Genomic DNA, 20,949 nt, shown 5'->3' with positions numbered 1-20,949 from the left:
CCGCGTGGTGGCCGAGCTGCTCGGCCAGCCCGAGCCCGGCGTCGGCGTGCCGTCGGAGCCGTCGGTGCTGCTCGCCGACGACCTCGCCCCGGCCGACACCGCCGGCCTCGATCCGGCCCTCGTGGTCGGCATCGCCGTCCGGCTGGGCGGCCCCACGAGCCACACGGCAATCATCGCGCGTCAGCTCGGCATCCCCTGCGTCGTCGGGGTGAGCGACCTCCCTGACGAGCTGCCCGACCCCGCGCTCGTCGACGGCGGCACGGGCGAGGTCGTGCTGTCGCCCGATCCCGCCGCTGCCGCCTCGCGCGCCGAGGCCGACGCCGAGCGCCGCGCCGCGAGCGCCGCCTGGGAGGGCCCGGGCCGCACCGCCGACGGGCACGCCGTGCAGGTGCTCGCCAACGTGCAGGACGCCAAGGGCGCCGAGCGTGCCGCGCAGGAGCCGGTCGAGGGATTCGGCCTCTACCGCACCGAGCTGAGCTTCCTCGACCGTCCGTCCGAGCCGACCGTGCAGGAGCAGACCGACGTCTACGGCGCCGTCCTGGCCGCGGCGGGGTCGGGCAAGGTCGTCGTGCGCACGCTCGACGCCGGTTCGGACAAGCCGCTCGCCTTCGCCGACATGGGCACCGAGGCCAACCCGGCGCTCGGCGTCCGCGGCCTGCGCGTCGGCCGTCGTCTGCCGGACCTGCTCGCGCACCAGCTCGACGCGGTGGCCGCTGCCTCGCAGGCGTCGGACGCGACCGTCTGGGTCATGGCGCCGATGGTGTCAGTGCCGTCGGAGGCTGCCGCGTTCGCCGCGGAGTGCCGCGCGCGAGCACTGACGCCCGGCGTGATGATCGAGACGCCGTCGGCCGCGCTGCTCGCGGAGCGGGTGCTGGAGCACGTCGACTTCGTGTCGATCGGCACGAACGACCTGAGCCAGTACACGTTCGCGGCCGACCGGATGTCGGCCGAGCTCGGCGACCTGACCGACCCCTGGCAGCCCGGACTGCTCGTGCTGGTCGAGGCCGTGGCCCGCGCCGGCGAGCGCACCGGCAAGCCGGTGGGCGTGTGCGGCGAGGCCGCCGCCGACCCGGCGCTCGCCTGCGTGCTCGTCGGCCTCGGGGTCACGTCCCTGTCGTGCGCGGCGTCGGCCGTGCGGCCTGTGGGCGCACGGCTCGCGTCGGTGACCCTCGAGCAGTGCCAGCAGGCCGCGCGAGCCGCCCTCGCCGCCGCCGACCCCGCCTCCGCCCGTGAGGCCGTCGCCGCCGTCCTGGACGCCTGACGCGCACTGCTGATTCCCATCACGTGATGGGAATCAGCAGCTCACCCCGGTTGTCCCTCACTCACCCTCGGAAACATCCGCAGGTGAGTGAGGAGGAGCCGGGGTGAGTGGACGAGCGGGTCAGCGGCGCCAGAGGTGCCGCATGATCGGCACCGTGGACGACGCTCCCGCCAGGGTTCCGAGGACGAGTCCCACGCCGAGCACCCACGGGCCGACCGCGGAGAGCGTGGCGTTCGGCAGCTCCTGGCCGAGGACCATGAGCACGACGCCGGCGATGAACACCGGCAGCACGACGAGGGTGCGTCGCGCCCCGCCCTGCAGGGTCGCCCTCAGGTCCTCACGCTCGGCGGCGTCCTCCTCCGGCGTCGCGCGACTGCCGTCCCGGCGGGGCGGAAGCGGTCGGCCGAGCTGCAACGGGCCGGCCACCGCGTAGTAGATGCAGAGCGCGAAGATCGCCCCCGCCGGCACGAGCACGAGGAATCCGACGACGGTGATCCACAGCACGCCCTGCGTGTCTCCGAAGCCGGCGACGACCAAGCCCACCGCGAACGCAAGCCAGGCCAGGATGCCGCGAAGGGCCAGGGCACCGAAGCTCAGGTCCTTGAACGACCTCACGGGAACTCCTCACGTCGGAAACGCCCACATCGTGGCGTGTAGCGCACGGCTCCGCACGCCGACCGACGTCCCACGGAGCGGGACGTGCCCCACTCGACGTCGCCGGGGCGCACCGTGGAGGGGTCCCGTCCACCGCAGCACCGGAGTCGACCATGACCCTCACCGCACCTGACCCCACGCTCCGCTGCTCGCACGTCGTCGTGCGGCAGGTCGGCGGCCGGATCGGCGCGATCGTCGAGGGCGTGCGGCTCGGCGGCGACCTCACCGACGACGAGGTCGCCGACGTCCGTGCCGCGCTGCTGCGCTTCAAGGTGGTGTTCGTGCGCGGCCAGCACCACCTCGACGACGCCGACCACCACGCGTTCGCAGCCCTGCTCGGCACGCCGACGTCGCCGCACCCGACCGTGCGCGGCGCGGCCAACGCGGTCCTGCCCATCGACTCCTCGCACGGCAAGGCCAACGCCTGGCACACCGACGTGACCTTCGTCGACCGCGTGCCCGCCATCAGCGTGCTGCGCGCGGTGACCCTCCCGCCCTACGGCGGCACCACCGTGTGGGCCAACACCGCGGCCGCCTACGCCGACCTGCACCCGGCGCTCCAGGCGATGGCCGACCGGCTGTGGGCCGTGCACACCAACCGCTACGACTACGCCGCTGACGTCGACGAGCAGCGCATCGGCGGCATCGACGTCCGCGAGGAGGCCTACCGCGAGGAGTTCGGGTCGCGCCTGTTCGAGGCCGAGCACCCCGTCGTCCACGTGCACCCCGAGACCGGCGAGCGCTCGCTGCTCCTCGGCCAGTTCGTCAAGCGGCTCGTCGGCCTCTCCACCCGCGACTCCGCCGACGTCTTCGAGCTGCTGCAGCGCGAGGTGACCCGGCTCGAGAACACCGCCCGCTGGAGCTGGCAGCCGGGCGACGTCGCGATCTGGGACAACCGCGCGACGCAGCACTACGCCGTCGCCGACTACGACGACCACCACCGCGTCATGCACCGCATCACGGTCGCCGGGACCGTCCCGGTGAGCACCGACGGCGTGCGCTCCACGCTGCGCCAGGGCGACGCGTCGGCCTACTCGGCCTGACCGGGCTCAGACCTCGCGTCGCGAGATCGGGAAGAGGATCGCCTCGCGGATGCCGACGCCTTGCAGCAGCATCACCAGGCGGTCGACGCCGAGGCCCAGACCGCCCGCGGGGGGCATGCCGAACTCCAGCGACCGCAGGAAGTCCTCGTCGACGTCCATCGCCTCGGGGTCGCCCGCGGCCGCCAGGCGCGCCTGCTCCTCGAGGCGCTCACGCTGGATGACCGGGTCGTTGAGCTCGGTGTACGCGGGCGCCAGCTCGACGCCGTTGATGATGAGGTCCCACGCCTCCACGAGACCCGGGGTGCTGCGGTGCTTCTTGGCGAGCGGTCGCACGGCCTCGGGGTAGTCGCAGACGAACGTCGGCTGGACCAGGGTGTGCTCGACGAGCTTCTCGAACAGCTCGAGCACGATCTCGCCGGGGCCCCAGTGGTCCTGCAGGGCGACGTCGAGGCGTGCGGCGTGCGCCGTCAGTGTCTCCTGCGACGTGTCGACGTCGACGGTCTCGCCGACCGCCTCGCCCACGAGCTCGTGGATGGTCGCGCGCCGCCACGGCGCCTCGAGGTCGATGTCGGTGCCGTCGCGTCCAAGCACCACCGTCCTGCCCACCGCACGCGCGGCGTCGACGACGAGGTCGCGGGTCAGCTCGGCCATCGTGTCGTAGGAGCCGTACGCCTCGTACGCCTCGAGCATCATGAACTCGGGGTTGTGGGTGTTGTCGACGCCCTCGTTGCGGAACGTCTTGCCGATCTCGTACACCCGGTCGATACCGCCCACGAGCGAGCGCTTGAGGTGCAGCTCGAGGGCGATGCGCAGCAGCGCGTCCTCGTCGAAGGCGTTGACGTGGGTGTGGAAGGGGCGCGCGGCGGCGCCGCCGTTGGTGTGCTGCAGCACCGGCGTCTCGACCTCGACGTAGCCACGCGCGTCGAGCGTTCGGCGCAGCGACTGCAGCACCTTCGCCTTCACGCGCACCGTCTCGCGGGCCTCGGGGCGGACGATGAGGTCGACGTAGCGCATGCGGCTGCGTGCCTCGTCCGACAGCGGCTTGTGCTCGTTGGGCAGCGGACGCAGCGTCTTGGCGGCGATCGCCCACGACGACGCCTGCACGCTCAGCTCGCCGCGGCGGGACGTGATGACCTCACCCGTCACCGCGAGGTGGTCGCCGATGTCGACGAGCTGCTTGAAGCGGTCGAGCGACTCCTCCCCCACGCCGTCGAGGGAGACCATGGCCTGCAGGGCGGTGCCGTCGCCCTCGCGCAGCGACACGAACACCAGCTTGCCCGTGCCCCGCCGGAAGATGACGCGTCCGGCGACCGTGACGACGTCGCCGGAGTGGTGGTCGGGGCCAAGCGCCTCGGCGTCGTACGCGTCGCGCACCTGCGTGATCGTGTGCGTGATCCCCAGGTCGACCGGGTAGGGCTCGATGCCCGCGTCGATGAGCTGCTGACGCTTCTCGCGGCGGATCCGCAGCTGCTCGGGCAGGTCGTCGACCGCGTTCTCACCAGGGGGCGCTGCAGGGTTCTCGACGGAGTCGCTCACGAGAGCACACCTTAGTCGGGAAACGACCGGTCGCCGGAGGCGGCTTCGACCGTCTTCGCGGCAGGGCGACGGGCAGCAGGAGGACTCAGGGGGTCGCGGACCCGAGCGTACGATCTCCGGGGTCGCAACCTGCTTCGATCCTGTCCTGCTCCAAGGGCGCGCGCAGCTCCAAAGGAGCGTTCGACGGACGAAGACTCACGGTTACCGTCATGAGGGACTCCAGGTCCTTCAGCGAGCCGACCAGGTCCTGCGCCGGGTCGGGGACCTCGAAGCCGACCCGCTCGGCGACTCTCGCGGCCACCTGCATGTCGACGACCAACGTGGTGACCTTGCCGTCGACCACCCGTACGGTCCCGGGGACCAAGAGCCCGCCGTCGTTGGTCGACGCCGCCACTGCCGTCCCAAGCGACTCCCGCGACGGCGCGCCAGCAACGAGCGCGGTCAACAGGCTCTCGAGGGGCACGTCGACGGCGATGGCGGCCCCCCGGGACCTGCCGACCGGCTTGAGATCGTCCAGGAGCGCACCGACTGCCGGCCCGTCGCGATACTCGCGCCCACCCAACCTCGTCCAGCAACCGTCGGTCAGATCACCTGCCGAGAAGAACGTTCCCTCGTCCACGGTGCGCATGATGATCTTGAGGACGAAGGTTCCCCTTGCGGTGTCGACCAGTCCGAGGTTGTGCTCCGCATGCCAAGCACCTCGGGACACGTCGAAGTCGCCGCTGCCGTCGAAGCGCCTCGACCCCGTCTGCAGGAGGTAGTGGACCGGACCGTCGCTCACGGTCGCACGGACAGCTTCGGCCAGGTCGATCTCGGGAGGAGCCTGCGTCGGCCTTGAGCCTCCGCCACAACCGGCCACAACTGCGGCCACGACGACCGCGCCGACCCACACCCACCGCCTTGGTCTCCACGTCACGGTCGACAGCATCCCACCACCATGGACTCGGGTCGAGGAATGGACGAGAGGTGACAGACGTTGGGGCCCGGGGGTCCCTCGTCCGGGCGTGATCCCCCGACGCCCTGGAAGGATGAGCCCGTGAGCGACCCCGACACCCTCACCGAGTCCCGCGCCACCCGGCTGCGGCGTGGTCTCGCCGACGCCGAGACCGAGCAGGTCGGCGCGGCGCTGCTGCTGGTCGCAACGCTCGCCGCGATCGTGTGGGCGAACCTCGGCAGCGGCTACGACGCGTTCTGGCACACCGACGCGCGCGTCGCGGTCGGCGGGTGGTCGATGGGGCTCGACCTCTACCACCTGGTCAACGACGCGCTCATGGCGTTCTTCTTCTTCGCGGTCGGCCTCGAGGTCAAGCGCGAGCTGACGATCGGCGAGCTGACCGACCGCTCCCGCGCGATCGTGCCGGCGACGGCCGCCCTCGCAGGCCTCGTCGTGCCGGCCCTCGTGTTCCTGCTCATCGCGCGCGACTCAGGGCAGGCGCACGCGTGGGGCGTGGTGATCTCGACCGACACGGCCTTCCTGGTGGGCGCTCTCGCCATCATCCGACCGCAGCACCCCTCGCGGCTGCGCGTCTTCCTCCTGACTCTCGCCGTCGTCGACGACATCGGTGCGCTCAGCGCCATCGCCGTCTTCTACACCGACGAGCTGCACGTCGTCCCGCTGCTCGTGGCGCTCGTCGCGCTCGGGCTCATCGCCCTCGTCCGGCTCATGCCGTCCGGCCGCGGGCCGCTGTACGCGGTGCTGTCGGTGGTGGTCTGGTTCGGGCTGCACGAGGCGGGCGTGCACGCCACGCTCGCCGGTGTGGCCGTCGCGCTGCTCATCCCCGTCGCCGCGCCGCGCCAGAACGACGTGGAGCGGGTGGTGGAGCTGACCCGCGCCTTCCGTCAGTCGCCGAACCCGGCCTACGCGGCCGCAGCGGGGCGCCAGCTGCGCGAGTCGATCTCGATCAACGAGCGCCTGCAGCGCTCGTTCGCGCCGTACGTGGCGTACGTGATCCTGCCCGTCTTCGCCCTGGCGAACGCCGGGGTCGTGCTCGACGCCGAGACGCTGCGGCGCTCGATGTCGTCGTCGCTGTTCTGGGGCGTGGTCGCCGGCCTCGTCGTGGGCAAGCTCGTAGGCATCACCGGGGCCACCCTGCTCGCCCAGCGGCTGAGGCTCGGCGTGCTCGCCCCCGGCCTGACGATCGGCCGGGTGGCGGGCGGCGCCGCGCTGTCGGGCATCGGCTTCACCATCTCGCTGCTCATCGTCGGCATCGCCATCGACGACCCTGCCGCGCAGGACGAGGCCAGGGTCGGCGTGCTCGCCGCGTCGGTGCTCGCCTTCGTGCTCGGCGCCGCCGTGCTGCGCGCGCTCGACTCCAGGCGTCCCGTCGTGCCACCGGGCACCGTCCTGCTGCGCCCGTTCGACCCGCGCCGCGACCACTACAAGGGGCCGGCCGACGCACCGCTCGTGCTCGTCGAGTACGGCGACTTCGAGTGCCCGTTCTGCAGCCGGGCCACCGGCATGGTCGACGAGGTCATCGAGCACTTCGGCCGCGACGTCGTCTGGGTGTGGCGGCACCTGCCGCTCCACCAGCACCACCCGCACGCCGAGCTCGCAGCCCGCGCCTACGAGGCGGCACACCTCCAGGGCCGGCACTTCGACTACGCCCGACTGCTGTGGGCCCACCAGGACCAGCTCGAGCGGCTCGACCTCCTGCGCTACGCCGACGAGATCGGGCTCGACCTGGGGCGGTTCGAGGCCGACCTCGACGCCGACGACGTGCTGCGGCGGGTACGCGAGGACGAGGACGACGCCGACCTGATGGACGTCGCGGCGACGCCGACGTTCTTCATCGGCACCGAGCGGTACGACGGTCAGTGGGACGCGCCGACGCTCATCGCCGCGCTCGACGCTCGGCGCCCCACGCCCTGACGCCCTCAGGTCCCGCGCGTCGCGGGCCCAGGACGCGAAGAAGCCCGGTCACCGCTCACGCGGTCGACCGGGCTTCTCGCAACACGTGCGAGGCAGACGTCACTTCTTGAAGGCGTCCTTGACGTCCTCGCCGGCGTTCTTGAGCGAACCCTTGGCCTGGTCCTTGTTGCCCTCGGCCTCGAGGTCCTTGTTGTCGGTGGCCTTGCCCACGGCCTCCTTGACCTCGCCGGTGACCTTCTCAGCGGTGTTCTTCGCCTTGTCGATGAAGCTCATGGTGATCCTCCTTGGATCGGTGGGGTGACACGTGAAACGCTACGGCGGCTGCGGGGGGCGGCAACTCGAGGTGACGGTGACGCCGAACTCCTCAGAGAGTTCTCAGTACCCGCGGGCCGCTCACTTCGTGAAGGCGTCCTTGACGTCCTCGCCCGTGTTCTTGAGCGAGCCCTTCGTCTGGTCCTTCTTGCCCTCGGCCTGCAGGTCCTTGTCGTCGGTGGCCTTGCCCACGGCCTCCTTGACCTCGCCGGCAACCTTCTCGGCGGTGTTCTTGGCCTTGTCGATGAAGCTCATGTCGTCCTCCTGAGTCGGTAGGTGGGGAGCCGATCTGTTCGGCTTACGTTGTAAACCTTACGCCGTAAGCCCGAGGCCGCAACGTGAGCCGGTGAGACGTCGGTCACGACGTGCTGCGGCGCGTGGACACGGCCGCGCGACGTCACTGCGCCAGGCGCGAGGCGATCCCGTCGAGCATCTCGGTCAGCGCGCGCTCGAACTCCTCGGCGTAGCGGTCGGCGGCGAGCCGGGCGGCGTGGCGGTGGATCGTCGGATAGGCCTGCTCGTCGACCATGCCTGCGGGGTCGATCACCTGCTCGGGCGTCGACGCCTCTGCCACGGCGTCCTGCTGGTCGGCGTCGCGGGTCGGGGACAGCCCACCGGGGACCGCCTCCGACGCGTCGGCCCCCGCACCGAACGACCCGTCGCCGTCCTTCGGGTCGCGCAGCGTGCGCGCGCCCGTCTCCATGAGCAGGTAGCCGAGCAGGAAGCTGTTGAACGACCGGTAGGCGAACACGACCTCCTCGTCGTCGAAGCCCTCCGCCTCCAGCGCCTCGAGGACCGACTCGATCCACGCCAGCGACCGCAGCGGCGGGTTGATCCACGGAGCCTCCGACGGCCGCGTGGCCACGACCGGGAAAGCGTGGGGATGGGCCAGGGCGTAGCGGCGCACCCCGCGCGCGAGGCGCTCCAGGTAGTCGCGCCAACCGTGCTCGGCCGTCCGCAGCACCTCGGGGTCGGCGTCCAGCTCGGCGACCACCAGGTCGACGACGGCGTCGAGGAGGTCGTCGCGCGTGCCGACGTGCTTGTACAGGCTCATCGCCTCGACGCCGAGCCGCTTGCCGATCGCCCGCATCGAGGCGGCGCCCACACCCTCGTCGTCGATCAGCGCGAGCGCCTCCTCGGCGATCCTGCGTCGGCTCAGGCGGCCACGCTGCGACGTCGGGGGAGGCATGGCGGCATGCTGCCACGCGGGTCGCCGGACGACGAGCCGAGGCAAGACCCGCGACGACGTCGACGGTCTGCACACTCGCGATGTTTTATCGAACAGGTACTTGTATCATGCTGGTTCTGTCCCATAGAATCGAGGTACGACCTCAGGGGGAAGCATGGCCGTCACCGCGCAGGAGACCCATCCGGTCGACGCGTGCGTGCAGACGGCCCGGGAGGTCTTCGGTGGCCTGGCGACCAGCGCCTGGGACGCCTTGACCCCGGCGGAGGTGCGGCGCCTGCTGGCCGAGCTCGGACGTCTGGAGTCCCAGGTCTCAGCGCACAAGATGGCCGCCGCGCGGGTCCTCGACAAGGCTCGGCAGGCTGCGCGCGACGGGGGTCGCGCCGGCACCACGGCGACCTCGACCGGGTCGACGATCTCCATCGACTTCGGCGGCGATCGCACGGGTGCCGACGCGCTGGTGAACACGGCGAACCGGATCGAGGAGCAGACCAGCCACACCGAGGCCGCACTGGCCGCCGGTGACATCTCGGCCAAGCAGGCCGACGTCATCTCCCGGGCCCTCTCGTGGTTGCCCGAGGACGTCACTGAAGATCAGCGCGACGCCTGCGAACGCACCCTGCTCAAGGACGCGCAGAAGCTCACCCTCAAGGACCTGCGAGCACGGGCCCAGCGGATCACCGACGCCTACAAGACCTCCGAGGACGACGTCGACGCCGACGAGGACGAGCAGCTCCGTCGCCAGGAGGAAGCCGCCCGCGCCAAGACCAGCTTCTCGATGTGGGACAACCGCGACGGCACCCACACCGGACGCTTCACCCTCCCCGAGGCGCAGGCCGTCATGCTCAAGACCGCCCTCGACGCCCTCGCCGCACCCCACCAGAAGGTCGGGACCGTCAACGCCGCCACCGGCGAGCACGACGAGGTCGGATTCGGGCAGTCCTACCCCCAGCGCCTCGGCCACGCCTTCGCCTCCCTGGTCGAGCTGCTGCCCGCCGACCGACTCCCCTCCAACGGCGGCGTCAGCGCCGTCGTCACCGTCAACCTCGACCTCAACACGCTGATGGGCGGCCTCAAGGCCGCCGGACTCTCCGACGGCACCCGGATCTCCGCCGAGCAGGCCCGCCGGCTCGCGTGCACCGCACAGCTCGTGCCCATGGTCCTCAACGGCAGGTCACTACCTCTGGACCTCGGATCGGCGAACCGGTACTTCAACCAGTCATCGAGACGAGCGATGGAACGCCGGGACGGTGGCTGCACCGCACCCGGCTGCGACCGCGACGCGAGATGGTGCGAAGCGCACCACCTCACGCCCTACTCCCTCTCCGGCACCACCGACATCCGCGACGGCGCACTCCTGTGCACCTTCCACCATCATCGCGTCCACGACCAGGGCTGGACCGGCCGCATCAACCCGCACGACGGCCACGTCGAGTGGAGACCACCCGGCGCCACCACCTGGCAACGCAATCACCGCTGGCGACCCTGACCCGCCCACCACGCGATGTAACGCTGGTCGAGTAGTCCGAGCGAGCTTGCGAGGCTCGGACGATGGAGCCGTCGCCGTGGGGCGTAGCCGCGACGGAGCGAGACGATCCGGGAACGGATCGGCGCGACCCCATCCCCAGCGTCCGCTGAGAGTGGTCTCGATACGCCCGACCGAACCCCCGTCGCCAGCGACACGGTCCGCTGGTCGAGTCGTCAGGACCCGCGAGGAACGAGCGTGGTCCGGACGTATCGAGACCACCCGGCAACGGCTCAGCGCGAGCCAACCCCCAGCGACCGCCCAGAGTGGTCTCGATACGCCCGACCGAGCTCCTGCGTCGCCGGTCGGCCTACTCGACCAGCGAGACCCTCCGCTGGGGGGTCAGTGGTTCTTCTCGTGCACCAGACGCAGCCCGGTGAGGGTCAGCCACGGGTCGCGCGTCGTGATGCTGGTGCAGTGGTCCAGGACGACGTCGGCGTAGGCGCCGGTCGCGATCACCGCGACGTCGTCGGGGTCCGCCCCCAGCGACTCGATGATGCGGTCGACCATGCCGTCCACCAGCCCCGCGAAGCCGTACACCGCGCCCGACTGCACCGCCTCGACGGTGTTCTTGCCGATGACGTCGCGCGGCACCGCCAGCTCGACGGCGCGCAGCTGCGCGCCGCGGCGGGCCAGGGCCTCCAACGACAGCTCGACCGCCGGCGCGATGGCACCCCCCACGTAGCGGTTCCGCTCGTCGACGACGTCGAAGATCGTCGCGGTGCCGTTCATGTCGACCACGACCGCCGGCCCCCCGTACACCTCGGCCGCGGCGAGCGCGTTGACGATGCGGTCGGCGCCCACCTCCCGCGGGTTGTCGGTGTGGATCGGGATGCCCGTCTTCACGCCGGGGCCGACGATCGAGACCGGCAGTCCTGCGTAGTAGCGCTCGAGCATCGCCTTCAGCTCGACCTGGATCGATGGCACCGTGCAGCACATCGCCACCGCCTCGACGTCGGCGAGACCGGCGGCACGCACGAACCCGTGCGCCAGCAGGTGCCACTCGTCGGCGGTCCGCTGCGTCTGCGACGACACGGTCCAGTGCTCGACGAGACGGTCGCCGTCGAACGCGCCGATGACGGACTGGCTGTTGCCGACGTCGAGCGCCAGCAGGGTCACCGAGCCCCCACCGCCTGCGACCCCGCGGCCCCGCCGTGCGACACCAGCGGGTTCTCCACGACGTCACCGCGGACGAGACCGGACCCCGGCAGCGCCTCGGCCGGGTCGGAGCCCGTGCCGATCACGCGGTTCTCGGAGTCGACGAACACGACGCTCGGCTGGAACTCGCGCGCCTCCGCGTCCTCCATCTGCCCGTAGGCGATGAGGATCACCAGGTCGCCGGGATGCACCAGGCGGGCGGCGGCACCGTTGATGCCGATGACGCCCGAACCGCGCTCGCCGGCGATCGTGTAGGTCACGAGCCGGGCGCCGTTGTCGATGTCGACGATGTGCACGAGCTCGCCGGGGAGCAGGTTGGCGGCGTCGAGCAGGTCGGCGTCGACGGTCACCGAGCCGACGTAGTGCAGGTCGGCCTGCGTGATCGTCGCGCGGTGGATCTTCGACGTCATCATCGTGCGGAGCATGGTCAGGGTCCCTTTCTGAGCACCACGGGCTGGTTGTCGAGCAGGCGCGTGGTGCCGACCCTGGCTGCCACCAGGATCCGCGCCTCCCCCTCGTACGTGTCGTCGACGGCACCGAGCAACGGGTCGGTGACGACGAGGTAGTCGACGTCGACGCCGTCGGCGGCGTCCAGCACCTCGCGGGCGGCCTTCAGCACGGCGTCGGCACCGACCGTCGCCTGCTCGACCCCGGCCCGCAGGGCGCGAGACAGGCCCAGGGCGTGGTCGTGCTGCTCGGGCGTCAGGTACGCGTTGCGCGAGCTGAGCGCCAGGCCGTCGGCCTCGCGGACGACCGGGTGCCCGACGACCTCGACGTCGAGAACGAGGTCGCGCACCATGCGGCGCACGAGCGCGAGCTGCTGGAAGTCCTTGTCGCCGAAGACGGCGACGTCGGGGCGCACCAGCGCGAACAGCTTCGCGACGACGGTCAGCACCCCGCGGAAGTGGGTCGGTCGGGCCGCGCCCTCGAGCACCTGCCCGAGCGGGCCGGGGTCGAGCGTGACGGCGTCGTCCAGCCCCCCGGGGTAGACCTCGTCGACGTCGGGCGCGAACACCACGTCGACGCCCTCCTGCGCGCAGACCCGCAGGTCGGCGTCGAGGGTGCGGGGGTAGGCCTCGAGGTCCTCGCCCGGCCCGAACTGCGTGGGGTTCACGAAGATCGAGACGACCAGCGTGTCGCCGAGGGGGCGGGCGTGCCGCATGAGGCGGGCGTGGCCGTCGTGCAGGGCGCCCATCGTCGGCACGAACGCGACGCGGCCGGCGTCGGCGAGCGCCGTGCGCAGCTCGGCCCGGGTGCGGGCGACGACGGGCGTCATCGCACGGTCCCGGTCACACGGGGCCGCTCGTCGAGCGCGGCGTCGAGGACGGCGGCGGTGGCCGGGTCGAGGCGACCGTCGACGGCTGCCCGCTCGGTGGTGGCGTGCGCCATGGCCACGTAGGCGTCGCGGGTCGACGACGGCTCCGTGGCGAGCGCGTCGACGTGGGCGCGGACCGTGGTCACGTCACCGCGCGCGATCGGGCCGGTGAGCGCGGCGTCGCCGAGGTCGAGCGCGTTGTCGAGGGCGGCCTCGAGGAGCGGACGCAGGATGGTCGCCGCCTCCGCGCCCGCACCGATGCCCTGGAGCAGGTCGCGCGCCTGCGCGACGAGGGTGACGAGGTGGTTCGCGCCGTGGCTGAGCGCGGCGTGGTAGCGCACGCGGTCGGCGTCGTCGATCCACACGGGCGTGCCGCCCAGGACCGCGGCGAGGTCCTCGGCCAGCTCTCGCTCGGCGTCGGCGGCGGTCAGGCCCATCGCGCACCCGCGGCCGAGGTCGACGGCCGAGCCGGTGAACGTCATGGCCGGGTGCAGGGCGACAGCGCGGGCACCGACGCGTGTGGCGGCGCTGAGCGCGTCGAGCCCGTGCCGTCCGCTGGTGTGCACGACGACCTGGCCGGGTCGCAGGACCGTCGACAGCTCCTCGCAGACCGCCACGAGCGCGTCGTCGGGGACGGCCAGGACGAGCACGTCGCAGGCGGCGGCGACGTCGGCCGCGGTCCGTACCGGCACCTCGGGGACGAGCGTGCGGGCCCGCAGCAGGGACGCCTGTGAGCGGGCGCTGATGCCGACGACGGAGCGACCGGCGGCGTGCAGGCGCGCGGCGACGACGGAGCCGACGCGGCCGGCGCCGACGACACCGTAGGTGTGCGGGCGCGCGGGTGCGTGCGGACGGGGGTGCGTCATGGTGGTGCCTCTCGTTCCAGTCCCGCGAGCGGGTACCAGACTGTTGACGGCCTCAGTCTACGACCGGGCGCGCAGGTCGCACAGGGGGCGGGAGGTGTCCCGGGTCACACGGCCCGGGCCGCCCTGCACGGGTGCTGCGGTGCGTCGCCGGGCAGTCGGGTAGACAGGCTGCATGAGCACGGACGCAGCACACCCCCGCGAGACCGCGGCGCGGGTGACGGCCGACGACGTCGACGCCGCCGCCGACCAGCTCGACGTGCGGCTCGCGGCCACCGACGAGCAGTTCCCGACCATCGCGAAGCTGCGCGCCGCCCGCCGCACCTGGGCCCGGCTGCTCGAGCTGAGCGGTGTCGCCGAGACCGGACGCGGCCAGCGTCAGCACGTGGTCACGTCGCGGCCGATGATGGCCTCCTACGACCCGTACGTGAACATGCTGCGCACCTGCGTGGCGACGTTCGCGGCCGGTGTCGGCGGTGCCACGAGCGTGACCGTGCTGCCCTTCGACGAGCCGCTCGGCCTGCCCGAGGCGTTCAGCCGGCGCATCGCCCGCAACACGTCCAGCCTGCTCATCAGCGAGTCGCACGTGGCGCGGGTGACCGACCCCGCCGGCGGCTCGCACGCCGTCGAGAAGCTCACCGACGACCTCGCCCGGTCCGCCTGGGAGCTCTTCGGCGAGCTCGACGCCGCCGCGTCCGACGGTGGTCTCGTCGCGGCGCTGGAGGCCTTGCGGCCCAAGGTCGAGCAGACGGTGTCCGACCGCGCCCTCGACATCGCCCGACGCAAGCGCCCCGTCACGGGTGTCTCGGAGTTCCCGAACCTGCACGAGGAGCTGCCGCAGCGGCGCCCGTACGGTCGCACCCAGCCGGTGCTGCGGTACGCCCGCGAGTTCGAGGCCATGCGCGACGACCGCGCCGCGCAGCCCGTCTTCCTCGCCACCCTGGGCCGCGTCGCGCAGCACACCGCGCGCGCGACCTTTGCGGCGAACCTGTTCGCCGCCGGCGGCATCGACACCGTCACCGCCGGTGCGACCGACGGCGTCGAGGCCGTCGTGGAGGCCTACCGGCAGGCCGACGCCCCCGCCGTCGTCTGCCTCGCGGGCCCCGACCCGCTGTACGCCGAGTGGGGTGGCGACCTCGTCGCGGCCCTGCGCGAGGCCGGCGCGCGCCACGTGGTGCTCGCCGGCAAGCCCGAGAGCGTCGACGCCGACGTGGACGACTCCTGCGCGGCTGGGCTCGACGCCCTGGCCTTCCTGCGCCGCACCCGAGAGGAAGTGACGGCATGACGATCCCCGCCTCGTTCGCCGGACTGCCGCTGGACCCCGACGAGCCCACCACGCCCGACCCCGCCGCGTACGCGGCCGCGGTCGACGGCGCCGAGCCGTGGGACGCCCCCGAGGGCATCGCGGTCAAGAACCTCTACACCGCCGACGACCTCGCCGACGTCGACGCCCTCGACACCTACCCGGGCCTCGCGCCGTTCCTGCGCGGCCCCTACCCGGCGATGTACACGACCCAGCCGTGGACCATCCGTCAGTACGCCGGGTTCTCCACCGCCGAGGAGTCGAACGCGTTCTACCGCCGCAACCTCGCCGCCGGACAGAAGGGCCTCTCGGTCGCCTTCGACCTCGCGACGCACCGCGGCTACGACTCCGACCACCCGCGTGTGAAGGGCGACGTCGGCATGGCCGGCGTCGCGATCGACTCCATCTACGACGCCCGCCAGCTCTTCGACGGCATCCCGCTCGACGAGATGAGCGTCTCGATGACGATGAACGGCGCGGTGCTGCCCGTGCTGGCGCTCTACATCGTCGCGGCCGAGGAGCAGGGGGTGACGCCGGAACAGCTCTCGGGGACCATCCAGAACGACATCCTCAAGGAGTTCATGGTCCGCAACACCTACATCTACCCGCCGGCGCCGTCGATGCGGATCATCTCCGACATCTTCGCGTACACGGCGGCGAAGATGCCGCGGTTCAACTCCATCTCCATCTCCGGCTACCACATCCAGGAGGCCGGGGCGACGAACGACCTCGAGCTCGCCTACACGCTCGCCGACGGTGTGGAGTACATCCGCGCCGGGCTCGACGTCGGCCTCGACATCGACGCGTTCGCGCCGCGGCTGAGCTTCTTCTGGGCGATCGGCATGAACTTCTACATGGAGATCGCGAAGATGCGCGCCGCCCGTGCCCTGTGGGCCCGGCTCGTGCGCGACTTCGACCCGAAGAACCCCAAGAGCCTGAGCCTGCGCACGCACAGCCAGACGTCGGGCTGGAGCCTCACCGCGCAGGACGTGTTCAACAACGTGCAGCGCACCTGCATCGAGGCGATGGCGGCCACGCAGGGCCACACCCAGAGCCTGCACACGAATGCGCTCGACGAGGCGATCGCGCTGCCGACCGACTTCAGCGCGCGGATCGCCCGCAACACGCAGCTGCTGCTGCAGCAGGAGTCGGGCACCACCGGCGTCATCGACCCGTGGGGCGGCTCCTACTACGTCGAGAAGCTGACGCACGACCTCGCGAACCGCGCCTGGGCGCACATCCAGGAGGTCGAGAAGGCCGGCGGCATGGCCAAGGCCATCGAGGCGGGCATCCCCAAGATGCGCGTGGAGGAGGCGGCCGCCCGCACCCAGGCGCGCATCGACTCCGGCCAGCAGGCCGTCATCGGCGTCAACACCTACCGGCTGGCCGACGAGGACCCGCTCGACGTGCTCAAGGTCGACAACGCCTCGGTGTACGCCCAGCAGGTCGCGAAGCTCGAGCGGCTGCGCGCCGAGCGCGACCCGCAGGAGGTCGAGCGCGCCCTGGACGCCCTGACGGCCAGCGCCGAGCGTGGCGCCAGCCGCGACGGCTCGCTCGACGGCAACCTGCTCGCCCTGGCCGTCGACGCGGCCCGCGCGAAGGCGACGGTCGGCGAGATCTCCTACGCCCTCGAGAAGGTCTACGGGCGCCACCAGGCCGTCATCCGTACGATCTCCGGTGTGTACCGGACTGAGGCGGGCCAGGGCGGCAACGTCCAGAAGGTCATCGACGCCACCGAGGCGTTCGAGAAGGCCGAGGGTCGCCGTCCCCGCATCCTGGTGGCCAAGATGGGCCAGGACGGGCACGACCGTGGCCAGAAGGTCATCGTCACCGCCTTCGCCGACATGGGCTTCGACGTCGACGTCGGACCGCTGTTCTCCACGCCCGAGGAGGTCGCGCAGCAGGCCGTGGACGCCGACGTGCACATCGTCGGGGTCTCGAGCCTCGCGGCGGGTCACCTGACGCTCCTGCCGGAGCTGAAGAAGGCGTTGGCCGAGCTCGGCGGCGAGGACGTCATGGTCGTCATGGGTGGCGTCATCCCGCCCGACGACGTGCCGACGCTGAAGGAGATGGGCGCCGCCGAGGTGTTCCTGCCCGGCACGGTCATCGCCGACTCCGCGCTCAGCCTGCTCGAGCGGCTCCGCGCGAGCCTGCAGCACTAGATGGTCGACGTCGAGAAGCTCGCCGCCGACGTCCTCGACGGACGTCGTGCGGGGGTCTCGCGGGCCATCACCCTGGTCGAGTCGAGCCGCGCCGACCACCGGGCTGCGGCCCGGGAGCTGCTCGCCACGCTCGCGCCGCACGCCGGGGGAGCGGTGCGGGTCGGCATCTCGGGCGTGCCCGGTGTCGGCAAGAGCACGTTCATCGAGGCGCTCGGCACGCACCTCGTGGAGCAGGGCAACCGGGTCGGCGTGCTCGCCGTCGACCCGTCGAGCGTCCGCACCGGCGGATCCGTCCTCGGTGACAAGACCCGCATGGCGCAGCTCGCCGTCAGCCCGCAGGCCTACATCCGCCCGTCGCCCAGCGCGGGCACCCTCGGCGGCGTCGCCCGCGCCACCTCGCAGGCGATGACCGTCCTGGAGGCCGCTGGATACGACGTCGTGCTCGTCGAGACCGTCGGGGTCGGCCAGTCCGAGATCACGGTCGCCGGCATGGTCGACACCTTCCTGTTCCTCACGATCGCCCGCACGGGCGACCAGCTGCAGGGCATCAAGAAGGGCATCCTGGAGATCGCCGACGTCATCGCCGTCAACAAGGCCGACGGCGAGCGCGCCCGGGAGGCCGAGGTGACGGCCAAGGACCTCGCGGGGGCCCTGCGCCTCGTGTACGCCGGCACCCAGGGCTGGGTGCCCCCGGTCGTCACCTGCTCGGCGCTCGAGCACCAGGGCATCGACACCGTCTGGAACCGGCTCGTGCGGCACCGCGAGTTCCTCGGTCAGCGCGGCCTGCGCGAGAAGCGCGCCCAGCAGCAGCTCGACTTCACGTGGGCGCTCGTGCGCGACGAGCTCGACCAGCGGCTGCGCACCGACGAGGGGGTCGCGCGGGTGCGCGACGAGGTCCGCGAGGCGGTGCTCTCGGGCGAGCTGCCCGCTGCCAGCGCCGCGGACCTCATCCTCGAGGCCTACGACCAGTAGTCTGGCCGCCATGAGGTCGCGTCCTGTGATGCCCGTCACCCGTCGGCGGTCCCGGTCCGCCGGGCCCCTCGTCCCGACGCTCGTGCTGTCGGCCGTCCTGCTCGCCGGTTGCGGCGGGTCGATCAGCCCTGGTGCCGCCGCCACCGTCGACGGCACCACCATCACGATGGCCCAGGCCGACCGCACCGCCGACGTGCTCTGCGAGGTGTCGCTGTTCTCCGCCGCCCAGTCCGGCGGCGGCAGCACGATCGACAACGCCGACGTACGACGCCAGGCCGTCAGCGAGCTGGTGAGCGGCGTCGTCGCCCGCGAGGTGGCCGCTCGCGAGGGCATCCGCGTGCCCCGCAGCGCGTACGTGTTCACCGGCGAGCAGCGCGCCCAGGTCGAGCAGGCGCTCCCCGACGTCGACGTCGACGAGGCGGTGCGCGTGCTCGAGGCCGGGCAGCGCACCTACGCCATCGCCGAGAAGCTCGGTGAGGCCGCCACCGGCCAGCGCGCCGACGACACCAACGCCCAGCAGCTGCAGCAGGCCGGGCGCAGCGTGCTCGCCGACGCCCTGCGGAAGGCCGACGTCAGCATCGACCCTCGCTTCGGGCTCGGCGACGACGGTCAGCAGGTGGCAGCCACCGGCTCGCTGTCGGTCCCCGCCGCCGCCGACACCCGCGACCGTCCGCTGATCGCGCCGGCCACGCAGCGGTGCTCGTGAGCAGCCGCCCGTGAGCGACCCGCGCCCCGGCGAGCGGCTGCTCGACCTCGTCGCCGTCATGGCAAGGCTGCGCGCCGAGTGCGCCTGGACGGGGCAGCAGACCCACGAGAGCCTGAGCCGCTACCTGCTCGAGGAGACCTACGAGACCCTCGAGGCGCTCGACGACGGCGACACCGACCTCCTCCGCGAGGAGCTCGGCGACCTCCTCATGCAGGTCGTCTTCCACGCCGCCGTCGCCGCCGACACGGGGGAGGGGTGGGACGTCGATGACGTCGCCGCCGGGATCACCGACAAGCTCGTGCGACGCAACCCGCACGTGTTCGCCGACGGCACCGCGCGCACCCCCGAGGAGATCGACGCCGCCTGGCAGGCGGTCAAGGCGCAGGAGAAGGCGGCCACTGGAGCGCGCGACGCGCACCCGCTCGACGGCATCGCGCGTGACCTGCCGGCCCTCGCGACGGCCCGCAAGGCTCTCGACCGCGTGCCCGACCTCGACACCAGCGGCGACGACGTCGGCTCGCGCCTGCTGCGTCTCGTCGCCGAGGCCCGCGAGCAGGGCGTCGACGCCGAGGAGGCGCTGCGCCGCGCCGTCCGCGACCGGCTGGCGTGACACGCACGATTCTGCGTTCGGGTACGGAGCACCCGACGACGCTGCGTTCGCGACCGGATCCCGCCACGAACGCAGCATCGTTCGACGTCCGCCACGCGAACGCAGAATCCTGCGTGACCCCGCGCCTGACACGGACGGCCACAAGGCGGCACTAGGCTGGGCACCGACCGCACCACCACAGCAGCAGGAGCAGCATGGCCAGCATCGAAGCCGTCGGAGCACGCGAGATCCTCGACTCGCGCGGCAACCCCACCGTCGAGGTCGAGGTCGCCCTCGACGACGGGACCATCGGACGCGCCGCCGTCCCCTCCGGTGCCTCCACCGGCCAGTTCGAGGCCGTCGAGCTGCGTGACGGTGGCGACCGCTACCTCGGCAAGGGCGTCCGCAAGGCCGTCGAGGCGGTCAACACGACCATCGCCGCCGAGATCGTCGGCTTCGACGCCGACGACCAGCGCGCCGTCGACGCCGCCATGATCGCCCTCGACGGCACGCCCAACAAGGCGAAGCTCGGCGCCAACGCCATCCTCGGCGTCTCCCTCGCGCTCTCCAAGGCCGCCGCCGACTCCGCCGGCCTCCCGTTGTTCCGCTACGTCGGCGGACCCAACGCGCACGTGCTGCCCGTCCCGATGATGAACATCCTCAACGGTGGCGCCCACGCCGACTCCAACGTCGACGTGCAGGAGTTCATGATCGCGCCCATCGGTGCGCCCACGTTCGCCGAGGCGCTGCGCCAGGGCACCGAGGTCTACCACGCGCTCAAGTCGGTCCTCAAGAAGGACGGCCTGTCCACCGGCCTCGGCGACGAGGGCGGCTTCGCGCCGAGCCTGCCGTCCAACCGCGCGGCACTCGACCTCATCGCCACCGCCGTCGAGAAGACCGGCCTGACGCTCGGCACCGACATCGGCCTCGCGCTCGACGTCGCCAGCTCGGAGTTCTTCGGCGACGGCAGCTACACCTTCGAGGCGTCGCCGAAGACGTCGGAGCAGATGGCCGACTACTACGCCGAGCTCGTCGCCGCCTACCCGATCGTGTCCATCGAGGACCCGCTCGACGAGGAGGACTGGGAGGGCTGGGTCGCGCTCACCGAGCGCATCGGCGACCAGGTGCAGCTCGTCGGCGACGACCTCTTCGTCACCAACGTCGAGCGCCTCACCCGTGGCCTCGAGCAGGGCGCCGCGAACGCGATGCTCGTCAAGGTGAACCAGATCGGCTCGCTCACCGAGACGCTCGACGCCGTCGAGCTCGCCCACCGCCACGGCTTCAGCAACATGATGAGCCACCGCTCCGGCGAGACCGAGGACGTCACGATCGCCGACCTCGCCGTCGCCACGAACTGCGGCCAGATCAAGACCGGCGCCCCCGCCCGCTCCGACCGGGTCGCCAAGTACAACCAGCTCCTGCGCATCGAGGAGGCCCTCGGGTCCGCCGCGGTGTACGCCGGCGCGTCGGCCTTCCCCCGCCTCGCGCTCTGAGC

General features: G+C 72.1%; 19 protein-coding genes and 1 pseudogene. 10 read left to right on the top strand and 10 right to left on the bottom strand.

Translation table 11 applies throughout. The features are described from left to right. Positions 1–1,261: putative PEP-binding protein (locus tag NH339_RS01370; protein WP_253021716.1), on the top strand; the 1,261-nt coding region annotated here is incomplete at its 5' end. A 120-nt stretch (positions 1,262–1,381) separates the two neighbouring features. Here NH339_RS01370 and NH339_RS01365 read toward each other — a convergent pair. Beyond that, on the bottom strand, positions 1,382–1,876 hold the full coding sequence (locus NH339_RS01365) for a hypothetical protein (RefSeq protein WP_253021714.1): 495 nt from the start codon (positions 1,874–1,876) through the stop codon (positions 1,382–1,384). 152 nt (positions 1,877–2,028) lie between these two features. Here NH339_RS01365 and NH339_RS01360 point away from each other — a divergent pair, with 152 nt between their 5' ends. Further along, positions 2,029–2,958 (top strand): TauD/TfdA family dioxygenase, encoded by a 930-nt coding sequence (locus NH339_RS01360; protein WP_253021712.1) that lies wholly within the window; start codon positions 2,029–2,031, stop codon positions 2,956–2,958. A gap of 6 nt (positions 2,959–2,964) precedes the next feature. On the opposite strand, the gene lysS is transcribed toward NH339_RS01360, so the two are convergent. Next, the gene (gene lysS, locus NH339_RS01355) at positions 2,965–4,494 is read right to left on the bottom strand and encodes a lysine--tRNA ligase (protein ID WP_253021710.1); all 1,530 of its coding nucleotides are present in this window, start codon (positions 4,492–4,494) and stop codon (positions 2,965–2,967) included. 85 nt (positions 4,495–4,579) lie between these two features. Next, complete coding sequence (locus NH339_RS01350; RefSeq protein ID WP_253021708.1) at positions 4,580–5,275, bottom strand: hypothetical protein; 696 nt, start codon at positions 5,273–5,275, stop codon at positions 4,580–4,582. 255 nt (positions 5,276–5,530) lie between these two features. Here NH339_RS01350 and nhaA point away from each other — a divergent pair, with 255 nt between their 5' ends. Then, positions 5,531–7,363 carry a Na+/H+ antiporter NhaA gene (gene nhaA, locus NH339_RS01345; protein WP_253021706.1) on the top strand — a complete coding sequence of 611 codons (1,833 nt, stop codon included), beginning with the start codon at positions 5,531–5,533 and terminating at the stop codon, positions 7,361–7,363. 99 nt (positions 7,364–7,462) lie between these two features. Here the strand turns inward: nhaA and NH339_RS01340 are convergent, their stop codons facing one another. The 3 genes from NH339_RS01340 to NH339_RS01330 form a co-directional block, all read right to left on the bottom strand. Then, on the bottom strand, positions 7,463–7,636 hold the full coding sequence (locus tag NH339_RS01340) for a CsbD family protein (protein ID WP_253021704.1): 174 nt from the start codon (positions 7,634–7,636) through the stop codon (positions 7,463–7,465). A 120-nt stretch (positions 7,637–7,756) separates the two neighbouring features. Continuing rightward, positions 7,757–7,930 (bottom strand): CsbD family protein, encoded by a 174-nt coding sequence (locus NH339_RS01335; protein WP_253021702.1) that lies wholly within the window; start codon positions 7,928–7,930, stop codon positions 7,757–7,759. Positions 7,931–8,072: 142 nt separating this feature from the next. Then, the gene (locus NH339_RS01330) at positions 8,073–8,864 is read right to left on the bottom strand and encodes a TetR/AcrR family transcriptional regulator (protein ID WP_253021700.1); all 792 of its coding nucleotides are present in this window, start codon (positions 8,862–8,864) and stop codon (positions 8,073–8,075) included. A gap of 154 nt (positions 8,865–9,018) precedes the next feature. Here NH339_RS01330 and NH339_RS01325 point away from each other — a divergent pair, with 154 nt between their 5' ends. After that, positions 9,019–10,350 carry an HNH endonuclease signature motif containing protein gene (locus NH339_RS01325; RefSeq protein WP_253021698.1) on the top strand — a complete coding sequence of 444 codons (1,332 nt, stop codon included), beginning with the start codon at positions 9,019–9,021 and terminating at the stop codon, positions 10,348–10,350. Positions 10,351–10,728: 378 nt separating this feature from the next. Here the strand turns inward: NH339_RS01325 and NH339_RS01320 are convergent, their stop codons facing one another. From NH339_RS01320 to NH339_RS01305, 4 genes are read right to left on the bottom strand one after another with little or no spacing between them, the layout of a single operon-like run. Next, positions 10,729–11,505, bottom strand: coding sequence for a type III pantothenate kinase (locus NH339_RS01320; RefSeq protein WP_253021696.1), 777 nt, complete (start codon positions 11,503–11,505; stop codon positions 10,729–10,731). After that, complete coding sequence (gene panD, locus NH339_RS01315; protein ID WP_253021694.1) at positions 11,502–11,969, bottom strand: aspartate 1-decarboxylase; 468 nt, start codon at positions 11,967–11,969, stop codon at positions 11,502–11,504. The genes NH339_RS01320 and panD overlap by 4 nt, the downstream gene beginning before the upstream one ends. Positions 11,970–11,971: 2 nt before the next feature. Beyond that, entirely contained in the window at positions 11,972–12,820 is an 849-nt protein-coding gene (panC, locus tag NH339_RS01310; protein ID WP_253021692.1) for a pantoate--beta-alanine ligase, read from the bottom strand. Next, entirely contained in the window at positions 12,817–13,725 is a 909-nt protein-coding gene (locus tag NH339_RS01305; protein ID WP_253021690.1) for a Rossmann-like and DUF2520 domain-containing protein, read from the bottom strand. The genes panC and NH339_RS01305 overlap by 4 nt, the downstream gene beginning before the upstream one ends. Positions 13,726–13,897: 172 nt before the next feature. Here NH339_RS01305 and NH339_RS01300 point away from each other — a divergent pair, with 172 nt between their 5' ends. The 6 genes and pseudogenes from NH339_RS01300 to eno all read left to right on the top strand — a co-directional run bounded on the left by NH339_RS01300 (position 13,898) and on the right by eno (position 20,947). Further along, on the top strand, positions 13,898–15,007 hold the full coding sequence (locus tag NH339_RS01300) for a methylmalonyl-CoA mutase family protein (protein WP_253021689.1): 1,110 nt from the start codon (positions 13,898–13,900) through the stop codon (positions 15,005–15,007). A 62-nt stretch (positions 15,008–15,069) separates the two neighbouring features. Beyond that, positions 15,070–17,187: pseudogene (scpA, locus tag NH339_RS01295) on the top strand (methylmalonyl-CoA mutase); the annotation flags it as partial. Continuing rightward, complete coding sequence (meaB, locus tag NH339_RS01290; RefSeq protein WP_253021687.1) at positions 17,188–18,159, top strand: methylmalonyl Co-A mutase-associated GTPase MeaB; 972 nt, start codon at positions 17,188–17,190, stop codon at positions 18,157–18,159. Positions 18,160–18,169: 10 nt separating this feature from the next. Next, positions 18,170–18,865 (top strand): SurA N-terminal domain-containing protein, encoded by a 696-nt coding sequence (locus NH339_RS01285; protein ID WP_253021685.1) that lies wholly within the window; start codon positions 18,170–18,172, stop codon positions 18,863–18,865. A 10-nt stretch (positions 18,866–18,875) separates the two neighbouring features. Then, positions 18,876–19,475 (top strand): MazG family protein, encoded by a 600-nt coding sequence (locus NH339_RS01280; protein ID WP_253021683.1) that lies wholly within the window; start codon positions 18,876–18,878, stop codon positions 19,473–19,475. A gap of 194 nt (positions 19,476–19,669) precedes the next feature. Continuing rightward, positions 19,670–20,947, top strand: a complete 1,278-nt coding sequence (gene eno, locus NH339_RS01275; RefSeq protein WP_253021681.1) for a phosphopyruvate hydratase — start codon at positions 19,670–19,672, stop codon at positions 20,945–20,947. Positions 20,948–20,949 lie beyond the last annotated feature (2 nt).

The organism is Aeromicrobium sp. CnD17-E, from assembly GCF_024124745.1.
Lineage (GTDB): Bacteria > Actinomycetota > Actinomycetes > Propionibacteriales > Nocardioidaceae > Aeromicrobium.
Note: the sequence above shows the minus strand (reverse complement) of the source record. Positions and strands in the feature narration are given on the sequence as shown.

What these genes read in the sequence shown, in the direction of transcription:
- NH339_RS01305 (WP_253021690.1), bottom strand. Translation starts at nt 13,725, where the DNA reads ATGACGCACCCCCGTCCGCACGCACCCGCGCGCCCGCACACCTACGGT.
- panC (WP_253021692.1), bottom strand. Translation starts at nt 12,820, where the DNA reads ATGACGCCCGTCGTCGCCCGCACCCGGGCCGAGCTGCGCACGGCGCTC.
- NH339_RS01285 (WP_253021685.1), top strand. Translation starts at nt 18,170, where the DNA reads ATGAGGTCGCGTCCTGTGATGCCCGTCACCCGTCGGCGGTCCCGGTCC.
- eno (WP_253021681.1), top strand. Translation starts at nt 19,670, where the DNA reads ATGGCCAGCATCGAAGCCGTCGGAGCACGCGAGATCCTCGACTCGCGC.
- NH339_RS01360 (WP_253021712.1), top strand. Translation starts at nt 2,029, where the DNA reads ATGACCCTCACCGCACCTGACCCCACGCTCCGCTGCTCGCACGTCGTC.
- panD (WP_253021694.1), bottom strand. Translation starts at nt 11,969, where the DNA reads ATGCTCCGCACGATGATGACGTCGAAGATCCACCGCGCGACGATCACG.
- NH339_RS01300 (WP_253021689.1), top strand. Translation starts at nt 13,898, where the DNA reads ATGAGCACGGACGCAGCACACCCCCGCGAGACCGCGGCGCGGGTGACG.
- NH339_RS01340 (WP_253021704.1), bottom strand. Translation starts at nt 7,636, where the DNA reads ATGAGCTTCATCGACAAGGCGAAGAACACCGCTGAGAAGGTCACCGGC.
- NH339_RS01335 (WP_253021702.1), bottom strand. Translation starts at nt 7,930, where the DNA reads ATGAGCTTCATCGACAAGGCCAAGAACACCGCCGAGAAGGTTGCCGGC.
- NH339_RS01325 (WP_253021698.1), top strand. Translation starts at nt 9,019, where the DNA reads ATGGCCGTCACCGCGCAGGAGACCCATCCGGTCGACGCGTGCGTGCAG.
- NH339_RS01330 (WP_253021700.1), bottom strand. Translation starts at nt 8,864, where the DNA reads ATGCCTCCCCCGACGTCGCAGCGTGGCCGCCTGAGCCGACGCAGGATC.
- meaB (WP_253021687.1), top strand. Translation starts at nt 17,188, where the DNA reads ATGGTCGACGTCGAGAAGCTCGCCGCCGACGTCCTCGACGGACGTCGT.